The organism is Pseudomonas sp. GL_090 (genome assembly GCF_057837765.1).
Window position 1 is genome coordinate 5,654,785 of the sequence record NZ_CM174452.1, and the last position, 14,017, is coordinate 5,668,801.

Sequence of the window (14,017 nt, forward strand, 5' to 3'; positions counted from 1 at the left end):
GGACTATTCCAGCAAGAGGTGGCGGGCGAGCCCTTCGATGTAGGTTTCATCCTGGCCATTAGGGTGTGCTTCGAAGGCCAGGTGCAGGTATTCGTGGGTCAGGTCGAGGCGGTCTTGCAGTGTCTGCGCGCCACGCACGTAGATACGCTGACGTTCGCGGTCGACATAGGGGCGGCCGAAGGCCAGGCGGCACACGGCGAAGGTGCTGACTTCGTTGTAGCCGGTTTCGCTTTCAAGTTTCTGGCGCCAACCGCGCCGTTGTTTCTGCAGCCATTCGTGCGCGGCGGGCAACGCTTCGCAGGATGCGACCGGGTTGTCCCAGCGACTGAGACTGGCGCGTGGGTAGGCGTGCAGCAGGATGGCGTCGTAGCGCTGGCCGGCACGGGCCTGTTCGACGGCTTGCTGCCAGGACAGTTTGTCCGGGCCGGGTTGATCGGAATGGTAGGTGACGGTGCTGCCGGCCAGCACCAGGTCGCTGGTCCAGGCGGCGATGTCGCGAGCCTCGGACGACGCCGGACGCGGTGCGACCCGCTGACGGCTGCTGCTGTCATCGATGCTCAGGCAGTCACCGCTGCGCGTGGCGTTTTGCAGCAGGTACGTGCGGATGGCCACGGCCAGGGCTTTGGCGGCCTCGACCGGTTCGGCGCTGGCTTCGCGCTGGAGAACACGGGCAACGTATTCTTCGCGATCCAGACGCGCCACGAGTTTGTCGTTCAGCAGAAACAGTTCGCCGTCGCTGTGAATATCCAGCACATTGCCGTTGGCGAATTCGACACGGTAATCACCCTGCAATGCCCCGGAAGTAACTGCGGTGTCCCCTGCCAGCACGCGCCGAAGTGGATAGCGGGAGAACAGGTCGACCTCTACGCACTGCCCTGCATCCACAGGCCATGCAACAGGAGTCACCGTAGACAGTGCCTGCGCGTGATCTCGAAGAACCCGTTGACTGGTGCCCCGCCCGCCGGCCCAGACCGGTGTACCATCCGCTGTCCAACCGGCAAACCCGCCCTGTCGCGATGTTGCGTCCTGATCCGCCAACCAGCTCCAGGTCTTCACCCGCAGGCGGCTTCCGAGTTCGCCAACGACTTGGCCATCGGCGGCATTGAGCACCACATCGAGCAACACTCGCCGGGCTTGACCTTGCGCCGGCAGCACGGCCAACACCGTCAATAATTCCGCCACCGAAACCCGGGTAGCCGGTTGCAACGAAGGCAAATCCAGTAACCATTGCGGCGCCTGTCGCACCTGCCAATAGGCTCGCCAGTCGGCATCGCCGATGCCCAGCCGCGCGGGTTCGAAATACAGACCGCATGACCTGACCAACGCCTGATCACGCTCGATCTTGCCGCCCGCCGTGCAGCAATAAACTTCCTCCTTCGACTGGCCGCGGCATTCATAAGCCGGCTCACGCGCGCCGGTGTCCACCAGCCAGGCGTAGACGAACAACTTCCACACACTGCCCAGCGGCGTCTGCAAGGTCTGCGGCAACGGCTCGTGGGTGATCACCTGCGTTCGGCTGAGCGACAACAGATCGCCCTTGAAGGCCAGGCGCAAAGGTTCGTCCTGCGCCGTTGCCAGCACAGGGATCAAACACAGCAACCCACCTATCAGCAGCCTGTGCACGTCAGTGAACCGTGACCTGGCCAAGGGCTGCCTTTTGTTCCATCGCCTGATGCTGCGGTGCATAAACCTGAGTGAAACGCACCGGCGGCAAGTTGAACTGCCCCTTTTGCGAGAAACGCACCAAGTGCCGCAAGCGCAACTCGCCACTCAAGGCATCGACCGGAACGGCATAAGCCATTTGTCCCGATTCGAAACGCGCCTTTTCCAGCGATGTCGGTTCGGTGCCGGCCTTGCCCATGAGCTTGATGCCCCAGGTGGTGCGCTCGACATCAGCGCCCGGTGGCAGCGGCACCTCCAGCATGCCGTAACGCAACGGTTTGGCAGCTTTGCTGGTGACGATCACTTCATCGAGATAGAGGTTGTCGCTGGACAGCGGCGCGTTGCCGACCGCTTCGAGTTTGAAGGTGAAAGCCTCATCCCCCGGCACCAGTCGCGACAGGCGACGGGTAATGGTCACGGCCATCGGTTCGACCGCCTGCTGTTGGCTCCGGTAGCTCAATGCCGCGCGCAACGGACGCTCTTGCGCGCCGGTCAGCGTCAATACCGCCGGTACTGGCGCAGGCCCCTGCCACGTCCAATACATCTCACCAGAAACCCCGTACCGCTTCTTCCAGCCTTCACCCGGCGCCAACGCAATGGTGGGCGATGCCTGCTCGATGCTGCGTTGCAGCCAGGTCAACGCCAACGCACGTTCCAGGGTCGATTGCTGTGGCAGCAAACGTTGCAGCAAGGCCTGGGCGTGAGCCTGATCGAAGGGTTGCAGCGACAGGTTCAGCGCTTCGGCAAACGGCTGGGAACTGACCGCCAGACGTTGCTGCGCGTCGGCCAGTTGCCGATTGAACGCGTCCGGCAAAGCGACCTTCACCTGCCTGGCCAGCGATGCTGTCAGCACTCGCGCGGCAGCCAGCCCCAAGGCTGAATCCGGATCGCTCATGACGAGGCTGTCTTCGCCGTTCTCCATCAAGTTCGCGGCAGTGCCCTCACCCGCTTTCGCCAGGTCGTCCATCAAGCCACCGAGCAAGGTATTGACCGGTAACTGCATCTGTTTGGCGAACGACAGGATCAGCGCCCGCTGCAACAGCGGTGTGTTCTTCGCCTGCTTGGCGTAGACCTCCAGCACCCGCTGCCAATGTTCCGGCGGCAGGCTCAGTTCCAGCACCTGGCTGGCGTGCCAGTCGGCGTAATAGGCGTAGGCGGTGAGGAACGCATCCGGCTCGCCGTCCATGCCCCACCAGGTGAAGCTCGCCGAAGGGCCGGCCATTTGTACCAGGCGCAGGCGACTGTTTTGCATGATCAGGCGCAGGCGATCGCGGATCTGCGGATTCTCCGCCAGCGTCGGGTAGGCAATGCTCAACGGCAACAGACGGCTGGCGGTCTGCTCGACGCCACCGTAGGGGTAGCTCAGCAGGTCGTCGAGGGCAGAACGGAACAACGCTTGCGGACTGTCATCCAGACGCAGGCGGATATCACTGGCGTCCGCCGGCAACGTCAGCGGCGTATCGCCCTCACCCACATCAAGGCTCTGGGTTTGAGTCACCTGCCAGCCTTCACCGGTCGCGCTCAGGCGCACCGACAGGGCGTCAGCGGCTTTGCCATCCTGCAGCAGTTCGGCGCTCCACTCGCCATTGACCAGTTCAAAGGTCGGCAACGGGATATAGTTGATGCCGCTGTTCAGGGTTACCGGCACGCGCTGTTCGTTGCCCGAGTAACGGGTCACCAGTTCGGCCTTGACCGGTTTCTCGGCCTGACTGAAGGCGAACACACCAAGGTCCGGTTTGTCGCCGGCGCGGAATCGGGTCGGGCCGCTCCACTTCAGGTACAGCGGTTTTTCCGAGCGCACGAATTGCTTCTTCTGCCCGACCTGCCCACCATCGGCAATGGCCCTGGCGGTAATACGCCAGCGGGTCAGGGAGTCGGGCATCTTGAAGGTGAAACGGGTTTTGCCATTGGCATCGGCCAGCAACTCAGGTTGCCACGCCGCTGTGTCGACGTCCTCGCGACGCGGTCGCTCCAACACCTTCACGCCGCGCTCACTGCGATTGGCTTTGCCCGGCGCACCGGGGCTGCCCGGCAAGGCGACGTCATAACTGATGAACGACAAACTGGCGCTGGTGCGCACATTATTGCGCCGTGGGTGATAGAAGAACTGGTCGATGCTCGGCGCGACTTCCGGTTGCAGGGCGTAGACCATTTCATCGACCACACTGACCGTCAGGTGCGCAGGAATCGCTTTGCCGGCGAACTGGGTGGTCAGGTCCACCGAGACGGTTTCTCCCGGCTGATAGGTTTCCTTATCCGTGGTGATGGCCACGTCGATCTGTGGCGTGACCACCTTGATGCCGGCGTTCTGGAAACTGTACTGGCCGCCCTTGGTGTACAGCACCGAGAAGGTCAGGTTCGGCGCGAAACCGTCCTTCACCGGAATGCGCGCGCGGTATTGGGTATCGCTGAGTTTTTCCATCTTCAGCCAGTCGCCGCCCTTGGAGAGCAACGCGGTCGCTTCGACCTTGTCTCGCTCCAGCGACAGCAAGGCATCGCTGACCGGTTCCGGGAAAGTGATCAGCGCCAGCGCTTCATCGCCTGCGATGTACTCGGGCTTGTCGAGGACGATTTCCACGGTGCCGGGTACGGCTTTGACACCTTCGCCGGTAACCGAATGGCCGGTGGCACCGACCACCCGGCCATGATCATCCTTGAGTGTCAGGTTGTAGGTGCCCGGCCGGTCAAAGGCCAGGGTGAAACCTTTGTCGGTTGCCGCAAGTTTGCCTTCGCCGGTGCTCTGGTCCTCCAAACGCACCCAGCCATAGCTGCCCGGCGTAACGGCGTCGACCTGCTCGCCTTCGCGGGCGTAGCTGAAGGCAACCTTGTCACCCACCGCGCTGAAGCGTTGAGGCGCGCTCAAGCGGAAATTCGCCGCGCCACGATCGATGAGGATTTCCTTGGTGGTCTTGACCCGATACGCCGCACCGTCGCTGGCAAACACCGTGAGCATGTAGCGACTCGGTTTGTCCGCTGCCGGCAAGTCGAGGGACGCGTTGCCCTTGGCGTCGGTGGTCAATTCGGTGCTGGTCAGCTCCACCGGAAATTGCCCGAGGTATTGCAGTTCGTTGTCGACCATCGACAGTTGTTGGGCGCGCAGGCTCAGGCTCAATTTCGCATTGGCCACCGGTTTTCCGTCCGGGTACAGCAGCACCAGGTTGCCCTTCACCGGCTCGCCAGTACGGTAATCCTGCTTGGCCAGACTGAGCGAAATCTCGAAGTGCGGCTTGATGTATTCAGCGACGCGAAAGGCGCTGCTGTAGGCCTGATCCTTGTAGTTGAAACGCAGTTCATATCCACCGGCCACGGCGTTATCGGGCAACTGGAATCGGCCCTGGGTGCCGGCCCTGGAATCGAGTTTCAACGCCAGACTTTGCAGTGCCGTTCCCGTCGCATCCAGCACGGTCACATTGACGTCGGCCGCGCTTGGCTGCACCGAGTCCCGCGCGTTCTTGAATTCACGCCCGACGATTTTCAGCGACACCCAATCCCCCGGCCGATACAGCGGCCGGTCGGTGAAGGCATAGAGTTTGGTGTCGTAGATTTCGCTGTCGTAGTAGAAATTCTCGGAGACGAACACCCCGCCCTCTTCGTCCTCGCCGATCACGAACGAACGCTCGGGGCTGACGTGTTTCAGGCGCAGCAAGCCGTCGGTGTCGGTGGCGCCGCTGCTCATGACGCCGAGGCCATCGGTCCACAACACGTTGACCTTCGGCACCGAACTGCCTTCGTGTTTGCGCGCGGCCCACACCAGCAATTCGTCACCGGCGATCTTGCTCACCTCCACGGTGTTGGAGACGAACACCATGGTGGTCGCGCGGTACTTGCCGATCAGCGCTTCCACCAGATACAGACCCGGCTTGAGATTACCCAACGGGATGTAGACGTTGCCCGGCGCGACGCTGACGAACTCGCTGGAAGACCCGGCCAGGTTCACCCCGGCTGGTGGCTGGATCGGCTTGGCCTGCCACAACGGATAACGGAACTGGCTGACTACCGGCAAACCCGGTATCAGTGCGAATTGCGGCTGCGCGTCGTAGGGCGTTGGCGCGGCCATCGCGTTACCCATCTTCAGTTCCGGCACTTCCTCGGTGACTTGTTTACGCGACTCGTAGGAAAACGCCCGCTGCATCACCCGACGGGATTTGCGATACCAGTTGTCCCACAGGTAAGCGAGGGTGTTGGACAGGCCTTCACCCTTGAACTGGCCACTGCTGACCACTCGATGCAGGTTCTTCTGGCGCTTGAGGAAATCCAGCGGTTTGTCGATGCGATACACACGAATATCGGCGCCGCCGTAGGGTTCCATGCGAAACCGGCGATAGTCGCGACCCGGCGCTTCGAGGCGCACCATCGCCGGTTCATCGCTGGCAAAACTGCTGTCGGCCAGCAGGAAAAAACTCTCGCCGGCCATCGGCGCATAACCGCTGGACGGGACCGAGTCTTCGGCGCAAGCCGCCGAGAACGGCAGCACCAATACCAACATCAGAGACAGAAAACGCAGCATGCGGGCACCGGTCATTGGGAAAGAAAATTCAGTCGATAGACGCCGATGAAGTTGGGGTTGGCTGCGTCGGGTATCCATCGGGTGTCCTTCCATGTCATGAGTTGCTGCAGGCTTGCCGAACGCATGCCGTTGTCGGTGGGTGTGCTGGTGCCGGTGTGATAGGCGATGTAGCGGCCCATCCAGATCATCAGGTGCTGGTCGTCGCCCTGATCGAAAAACATCAGGTCGCCAGGGCGTGCCTGAGACACATCGCGGCTGACCAGATGGCTGTTGAACTGGATCAATTTGATCGCATTGACGTATGGCCCGACCTTGCCGCCGCCCTGCTGCCATTGCTGGGCAAGACCGCGCTGGGCGTCGCTCAGTTGCAGCTCCGGCGGCAGGTAACGATTGGACAGGCCATTGCTGCGCAGCCATTTGTCGTCATGGACTTTCAGCGCTTCATTGGCGGCGAAGCGCACCAGTCCGGCGCAGTCTTGCTGATACCAACGCGGGCTCGGGCCCTGGCTCAGTTGCTCCTGGGCGATGCGCACGAACCAGGCGCGAAACACCTGGGATTGCTGTGGATCGAGCGATGGCGCCTCGACAACCCGGGCACCCGCGCTCAGCAACAAGGCTAGCAGGCCGAGACTTCGGATCAATGCCGTCACAGGGCTTTCCACTCCAGCGGCAGCCACTGCCAGTGGCCGTCCGGCTCGCTGCCTTCGGGCAAGGTCAGGGCGTATTTGCCGTAGCCGCCGAGCTTGCGCAGTTTCGGGATCAGGTAGGTTTGCGCGGCGTTGTAGAACACCGGTTCCATGTCCTGGGGCAGGCTGTCGAGGGTTTCCTGCTGCATCAGTTGGGCCATGGAATCTGGGCCGAAATAGACCGGCATCAGCAGGTCCTTGGGCACCACGTCGGCCATCGGCGGGAAGCGTTTGTCGAGGGTGCCGAGGGCCTTATCGACGAGTTTGTCATCGAGGGAAAACAGCAAGGTTGAACCGTGCCGCGCCAGGCTCACACGCATGAACGCCTTGCCGCTGATCGCCTCCGGATTCTCGGCGTCCTTGGCTTTGTACGGGCCGAAACTGGAACTGACTTGCCGCTGCCACTGATGGCTCTGCCCTTCCTGTTTCTCCACCACCGGGAATGCGTGCTCGGCGACATTGCTTTCATAAGCGCCGACCATCGAGCCGAACAGCTTGCCCAGATCGTCATCGAGCGTGCCGCCATCCTCGTCGTTCAGACCGGCCACCAGCAACGGCGTGTACAGACGCGAATCAGCGTACCAGCAGAGCCCCGCCGCGCCGGCCATGTGTTCGGTCAACGCTTGTGCCACGCTATCTTCGGCACCGAGTTTCACCAGCAGCGGTGTCTGCTGTTCGGCAGCCAGCGGCAACGCCACGCAAGCGCTGGCGCCCATGGGCATGGCTTGCCAGATTGGTTTGAAATCGAAATCCGGCTGATTCTCCAGTTCATCCATGGCCAGGAAGCTGTGCCAGCCCTTGTCGTCCATCTCGAAGCGCAGGCCGGCGAAGTTCGGGATGAAACGCTGGTAACCCATGGCCAGCACGCTGGCATTCACCGACAGGCGTTGTTTCACCTCTGGCGCACGAGGCGGCAGGCCGAAGGCTTCAGGAAACAGTTTGTCGCCATTGAGCAGCGCGGCAATGGCTGTGGTCGACACGCTGCCCGACTCTTCCGTTGCGCCACTTTGCGGATCGTAGAGTTTCACCGGGTTGGACAGCACCACCAGTTTGTCGCCATGGGACGCGAACAGCAGCGCCTTGCTGGCGTTGTAACTGAGTTGAAAGAGCGCCACGTCATCGGTACCGACTTTCAAGTCAGCGACCTTGCTCAACTGCGAGTCGTCCAGCGCCACTTTGGCCAGCGGCTCCAGCACCTTGGCCAGCCCGCCGCGATCCATTACCAGCAGGAAATCCTTGAGCCGCCCATCCGCCCCGCGCCACAACGCTACGTCGGCCGGTTGATCGAACAACTGCTCGATCAAGCTGTCCTGCAGTTTCAGGTCATGTTCGTAGATGATCCGCCGCAAGCTGCCGATCAACCCCAGGCGATCGGCGTGGGTTTCGTAATAGAAGACGAAATCTTCGGTCAGGGTTTCCTTGAGGAACGGCACCGCCAGCAAGTCCTTGGGCAACTGGCTCAGGGAATGGGTTTCCAGCAGGCCATCCGGGCGGCTCATGCCCAGTTTGTCACTGGCCAGCACAGGCGCCGGGGCCCTGGGCTTGTGCATGAACCACCCCAATCCGCCAGCCACGCCAACGACCAGGCAAATCCCGATCAGCAGCGTCGGCCAATGCAGGGGAGATTTGGCCGCTGGTGCGCCAGCGGCCGGAGTAACAGTGCTATCACTCATGTTCACAAAACCCGATGTTCATCCGTGGAGCGGGGATGCTTAGTAGTTGAAAGTCTTGACCAGCAGCAGGTCGCCGATTGCGCGCAGAGGCACGATGAACGTCTCGCGTTTTTCATCGACGGTGTTTTCGTTGAGCACCAGGTTGATCTGCGAAGTAATCACCTCGTTCTGGTTGCCGGACTCATCGAAGTTATAGCCGCCGCTGCCGAAGTTGCCCCAATAGTTCACGTAAACCAGATAAGTGCCACGCAGCGGCGCGGTCATGGTGAACATTTCCGGACCCGGGCCATCGACGCCGTCAGGGTCGAGGCCACCGCCATTGGTCAAGGCCGGGTGTGCCCAGAAAGCATGCTGGCCATCGGGCGTGACAATATGCAGGTCGAGTTCGGCCTTCGGATCATCCCAACCCAGCACCACGCGAATCCGCGCCGGAGTGCGCAAGTCGTTGGCTTCATAGAATTGAACACGCTTGAGGGACTGGCCTTCGGCGCTGCGCACTTCGACGCTGTTGGAGCCGGCACCAAACGCATAGGGCCGGGCAAAACGCCCTTGCTCGTCGGTATAGAGATTCAATGGATTGCCGTTGACCGCCAAGGTGTGCGGCCCGCGCTGGGTGCCGAGGGCCTTCAGTTGGCCTTCGATCATCGTGCGATTGCGCTGCACACCCCGGTCAATCGGCGGCGTGGGATAGGCGACTTGCGGGTTTTCGCTACGGTCCAGCAGACCGTTGTAACGCCAGCCGCCCACCGGTTCCGATAACTCGGCATTCGGCGCGGCCAGAATCACGGGCGCGATAACCAACCCGATCAGCAGCAATAGAAATGAGCGCATGCGACGCCTCCTGCCATGCACGACGAAACCTTGCGCCTGATCCTGGGCGCGTTACAGATATGAGTACTGCGTTTCGTCTGAAAGACCCGTGAGAATCGGGTCGTAGATGGGGGCGAAGATTAGCGATTGGGATGTTTTTTAACAATCGGCTGCATGTGAAAATGCGGTGGGATTCACCGTAGTGGCTGGACGATGAGCCGAATAGGCGTCATATTCGGCTCACTAAATGAGCCGAATATGTTTTCTAATCGGCTCACTCAATCCAAGAGCAGCGAATTCATGGCACCTCACTGGATCTGGCAACAGCCTGATTGGCCGAACTTCAGCTGGCATGTCGAACGCTTGACGCCGTTACTGCGCGAATGCGTTCAAGCGCAAGGGCGATTGATGGGCATGGCCAGTTCCGTGGGCAGCTCACTAAGTGCACGAAGTGAACTGGATGCATTGCTGCAGAACATCGTCACCTCGTCGGCGATTGAAGGCGAACAGCTGAATGTCGGCTCAGTTCGTTCTTCATTGGCGCGGCGATTGGGGTTGGAGCTCAATGATGGCGACTACGTCAGCAAGCGCAGTGAAGGGCTCGCGCAATTAATGCTCGATGCGACCCAGCACTTCGCCGAGCCGCTGACACTTGAACGATTGTTGAATTGGCATGAATGGCTGTTTCCGGCACAGGAAATCGGCTTGGCCGCGCAAAGCATTCGTGTAGGTGCTTTGCGTGGCGATGATCCAATGCAAGTGGTTTCCGGTCGTCTCGACAAACCGACCGTGCACTTCGAAGCACCACCTCGCCTGGGCCTTGAGCGCCAACTCGATACCTTCCTCGAATGGTTTGAAGTCAGCCGGAATCAGTCCGAGCTTGATCCTTTGCTACGAGCTGGCATCGCACACTTCTGGTTTGTCACGCTCCACCCGTTTGACGATGGCAACGGTCGCCTGACCAGGACGATCACCGACCTGGCATTGGCTCAAGGCGAGGCTCAGGCGATCCGTTTTTATGCCATGTCGGCGAGTATTCTTGAGGATCGATCTGGTTATTACCGGGTGTTGGAAACCTGCCAGAAATCCAACACGGACATTACGGTTTGGCTCGAATGGTTCCTGCAAACTCTATTGCGCAGCCTGCAACAGGCCATGGCACGGATCGAATCCGTGCTGGGCAAAGCGCGCTTCTGGCAGGCGCACCGGGATTCCGAGCTGTCGACCGAGCAGACCAAAGTACTGAATCGTTTGCTGGACGCAGGGGAGCGTGGATTCGAAGGCGGGATCAGTGCGGCGCAGTATCAGGCCGTGGCGAAAGTCTCCAAAGCGACCGCGACCCGGCATCTGGCCGAACTGCTGGATAAGGATTGCCTGCAACGCCTGCCGGGCGGCGGGCGCAGTACTCGCTACCAGATCAAATATCCCGACCAAGCGCATCCTGAGCGCTGAAACCCTTGCGCCAACCACCCCGCTCATTTGCCCATGAACCCCCTATCTGCTAGTGTCGCGCCGGTTTAACGTCAACCGGAAATCGCCGCCATGGCCCGCAAAAAAGCTGCACTGGATTTCGAACAGTCCCTCGCTGACCTGCAAACGCTGGTAGAGCGTCTGGAGAATGGCGAATTGTCGCTGGAGGATTCGCTGGCTGCTTTCGAGCAAGGCATAGGTCTGACCCGCGATTGCCAGGCGGCGCTGGCCCAGGTCGAGCAAAAGGTTCAGGTGCTGCTCGAGCGTGATGGCGAGTTGGCCGAGGAACCCTTCGACGCGGATCAGCCAGAATGATTGCAGCGTACTCGGCAACCAGCCAGGCCCGCGTCAATGCGGCCCTGGAAACCCTGTTCACTGCACCAAGCCCCGAGCTGGCGCGACTGTACGAAGCCATGCGCTACAGCGTGATGAATGGCGGCAAACGCGTGCGTCCACTGTTGGCCTACGCCGCGTGCGAAGCATTGGGCGGCAAGCCCGAGCAAGCCAACGGCGCAGCCTGTGCCGTGGAGTTGATCCACGCCTATTCGCTGGTGCATGACGATTTGCCGGCGATGGACGATGACGATCTGCGTCGCGGCCAGCCCACCACCCACAAGAAATTCGATGAAGCCTGCGCGATCCTCGCCGGCGACGGCTTGCAGAGCCTGGCCTTCAGCGCCCTGCTCGACCCGCGCCTGAGCACTTTGGACGCAGGGATCCACCTGCAAATGGTCAGCGCCCTGGCACTGGCCGCAGGCCCGGCGGGCATGGTCGGCGGTCAGGCCATCGACCTCGGCTCGGTCGGTCTGAAGCTCGACCAGAAAGCTCTGGAGTACATGCACCGGCACAAGACCGGCGCGTTGATCGAGGTCAGCGTCAAGCTCGGCGCCCTGGCCAGCGGCCGTGCCGAGAAAGACGAACTCAAGTCCCTGCAGACTTATGCACAGGCCATCGGCCTGGCATTCCAGGTGCAGGACGACATTCTCGACGTCGAAAGCGATACCGAAACCCTCGGCAAACGCCAGGGCGCCGACATTGCCCGGGACAAACCGACCTACCCGGCCCTGCTCGGCCTCGACGCCGCCAAGGCCTATGCTCTGGAGCTGCGCGACCAGGCCCTGCACGCACTGCGACCGTTTGACGCGGCGGCCGAGCCGTTGCGTGATCTGGCCCGGTATATCGTCGATCGCCGCAGCTGACGGCGATTGCGCCAAAAAAGACCAACGCGTGGGCAGGGGGCGATGCATCAGGTAAACTGCCGCATCTTTTATACCTATAACGATTCGCCTGATGCCCACGACGTTTCATGAGATTCCCCGCAAGCGCCCGACCACGCCCCTGCTCGACCGCGCGAACACGCCGGACGGCCTGCGCCGGTTAGGCGAAGCCGAGCTGGAAACCCTGGCCGATGAGTTGCGCCTGGAATTGCTCTACACGGTCGGCCAGACCGGTGGGCATTTCGGTGCCGGCTTGGGCGTGATCGAGCTGACCATCGCGCTGCATTACGTCTTCGACACCCCGGACGACCGGCTGGTGTGGGACGTGGGTCATCAGGCTTATCCACACAAGATCCTCACCGGTCGTCGCGAGCGCATGGGCACCCTGCGCCAGAAGGACGGCGTCGCTGCGTTCCCGCGCCGCTCCGAGAGTGAGTACGACACCTTTGGCGTCGGCCACTCGAGTACCTCGATCAGTGCCGCGCTGGGCATGGCGATTGCCGCCCGCCTGCAAAACAGCGAGCGCAAGGCGATCGCGGTGATCGGCGACGGCGCGTTGACCGCGGGCATGGCATTCGAGGCGTTGAACCATGCGCCGGAAGTGGACGCCAACATGCTGGTGATCCTCAACGACAACGACATGTCGATCTCGCGCAACGTCGGTGGCTTGTCGAACTATCTGGCGAAGATCCTTTCCAGCCGCACCTATGCGAGCATGCGCGAAGGCAGCAAGAAAGTGCTGTCGCGCCTGCCCGGGGCCTGGGAAATCGCTCGCCGGACCGAAGAGTATGCCAAAGGCATGCTGGTTCCCGGCACGCTGTTCGAAGAACTGGGCTGGAACTACATCGGCCCGATCGATGGCCACGACCTGCCGACCCTGATCGCCACCCTGCGCAACATGCGCGATCTGAAAGGCCCGCAGTTCCTGCACGTCGTCACCAAGAAAGGCAAAGGCTTCGCCCCGGCGGAAGTCGACCCGATCGGTTACCACGCCATCACCAAACTCGAACCGCTGGACGCCCCGGCCGCCGCGCCGAAGAAGGCCAGCGGGCCGAAGTACTCCGGTGTCTTCGGCGAATGGCTGTGCGACATGGCGGCTGCCGATCCGCGTCTGGTCGGAATTACCCCGGCGATGAAGGAAGGCTCGGACCTGGTCGCGTTCAGCGAACGCTTCCCGCTGCGCTACTTCGACGTCGCCATTGCCGAGCAGCACGCCGTCACCCTCGCGGCCGGCATGGCCTGCGAAGGCGCCAAACCGGTGGTGGCCATCTATTCGACCTTCCTGCAGCGCGGCTACGACCAGTTGGTGCATGACGTCGCGGTGCAGAATCTCGATGTACTGTTCGCTATCGACCGCGCAGGCCTGGTGGGCGAAGACGGCCCGACGCACGCCGGCAGCTTCGATCTGTCGTTCCTGCGCTGCATTCCCGGCATGCTGGTGATGACCCCGAGCGATGAAAACGAGCTGCGCAAGATGCTCACCACCGGCCACCTGTACGAAGGCCCGGCGGCGGTGCGTTACCCACGCGGTAACGGCCCGAACGCGACCATCGAGAAAGACCTCGAACCGATCGAGATCGGCAAGGGTGTGATTCGCCGACAGGGCAGCAAAGTCGCCCTGCTGGTGTTCGGCGTGCAACTGGCCGAAGCCCTGAAAGTCGCCCAGACACTGGACGCGACCGTGGTCGACATGCGTTTCGTCAAACCGCTGGATGAAGCGCTGGTTCGCGAAATCGCCGGCAGCCACGAGCTGCTGGTGACCGTCGAAGAGAACGCGATCATGGGCGGCGCCGGTGGCGCGGTCAGCGAATTCCTCGCTCGCGAGAACATCCTCAAGTCGATGCTGCACCTGGGCTTGCCGGACATTTACGTCGAACACGCCAAGCCTGCGCAAATGCTGGCTGAGTGTGGGCTGGATGAGGCCGGGATCGAGGCTTCGATCCGCGAGCGCCTGCAACTGCTCAACATCTAAATCCCTGGATACATGCAACA

General features: G+C 61.6%; 9 protein-coding genes. 4 read left to right on the forward strand and 5 right to left on the reverse strand.

All coding sequences use genetic code 11. The annotated features are described in order from the left end of the window. Positions 1 to 3 precede the first annotated feature (3 nt). The 5 genes from AC3ITA_RS25555 to AC3ITA_RS25575 are packed head-to-tail and all read right to left on the reverse strand — an operon-like array spanning position 4 to position 9,359. The gene (locus tag AC3ITA_RS25555; protein ID WP_412072628.1) at positions 4 to 1,647 is read right to left on the reverse strand and encodes a DUF2300 domain-containing protein; all 1,644 of its coding nucleotides are present in this window, start codon (positions 1,645 to 1,647) and stop codon (positions 4 to 6) included. Further along, on the reverse strand, positions 1,625 to 6,184 hold the full coding sequence (locus AC3ITA_RS25560; RefSeq protein WP_489278699.1) for an alpha-2-macroglobulin family protein: 4,560 nt from the start codon (positions 6,182 to 6,184) through the stop codon (positions 1,625 to 1,627). The genes AC3ITA_RS25555 and AC3ITA_RS25560 overlap by 23 nt, the downstream gene beginning before the upstream one ends. Continuing rightward, entirely contained in the window at positions 6,181 to 6,819 is a 639-nt protein-coding gene (locus AC3ITA_RS25565; protein ID WP_489278701.1) for a DUF1175 domain-containing protein, read from the reverse strand. Before AC3ITA_RS25565 ends, AC3ITA_RS25560 begins: the two co-directional genes overlap by 4 nt. Further along, positions 6,816 to 8,528, reverse strand: a complete 1,713-nt coding sequence (locus AC3ITA_RS25570; protein ID WP_489278702.1) for a DUF2138 domain-containing protein — start codon at positions 8,526 to 8,528, stop codon at positions 6,816 to 6,818. The genes AC3ITA_RS25565 and AC3ITA_RS25570 overlap by 4 nt, the downstream gene beginning before the upstream one ends. Before the next feature lie 39 nt (positions 8,529 to 8,567). Then, complete coding sequence (locus AC3ITA_RS25575) at positions 8,568 to 9,359, reverse strand: YfaP family protein (RefSeq protein WP_095941949.1); 792 nt, start codon at positions 9,357 to 9,359, stop codon at positions 8,568 to 8,570. A gap of 279 nt (positions 9,360 to 9,638) precedes the next feature. Between AC3ITA_RS25575 and AC3ITA_RS25580 the strand changes: the two genes are divergently transcribed. The 4 genes from AC3ITA_RS25580 to dxs all read left to right on the forward strand — a co-directional run bounded on the left by AC3ITA_RS25580 (position 9,639) and on the right by dxs (position 13,997). Then, positions 9,639 to 10,790 (forward strand): Fic family protein, encoded by a 1,152-nt coding sequence (locus tag AC3ITA_RS25580; RefSeq protein ID WP_095942065.1) that lies wholly within the window; start codon positions 9,639 to 9,641, stop codon positions 10,788 to 10,790. Between the two features lie 90 nt (positions 10,791 to 10,880). Continuing rightward, positions 10,881 to 11,123, forward strand: coding sequence for an exodeoxyribonuclease VII small subunit (locus AC3ITA_RS25585; RefSeq protein ID WP_489278704.1), 243 nt, complete (start codon positions 10,881 to 10,883; stop codon positions 11,121 to 11,123). Further along, positions 11,120 to 12,007 carry a polyprenyl synthetase family protein gene (locus tag AC3ITA_RS25590; protein WP_095941948.1) on the forward strand — a complete coding sequence of 296 codons (888 nt, stop codon included), beginning with the start codon at positions 11,120 to 11,122 and terminating at the stop codon, positions 12,005 to 12,007. The genes AC3ITA_RS25585 and AC3ITA_RS25590 overlap by 4 nt, the downstream gene beginning before the upstream one ends. Before the next feature lie 91 nt (positions 12,008 to 12,098). Beyond that, positions 12,099 to 13,997, forward strand: coding sequence for a 1-deoxy-D-xylulose-5-phosphate synthase (dxs, locus tag AC3ITA_RS25595; protein WP_095941947.1), 1,899 nt, complete (start codon positions 12,099 to 12,101; stop codon positions 13,995 to 13,997). Positions 13,998 to 14,017 lie beyond the last annotated feature (20 nt).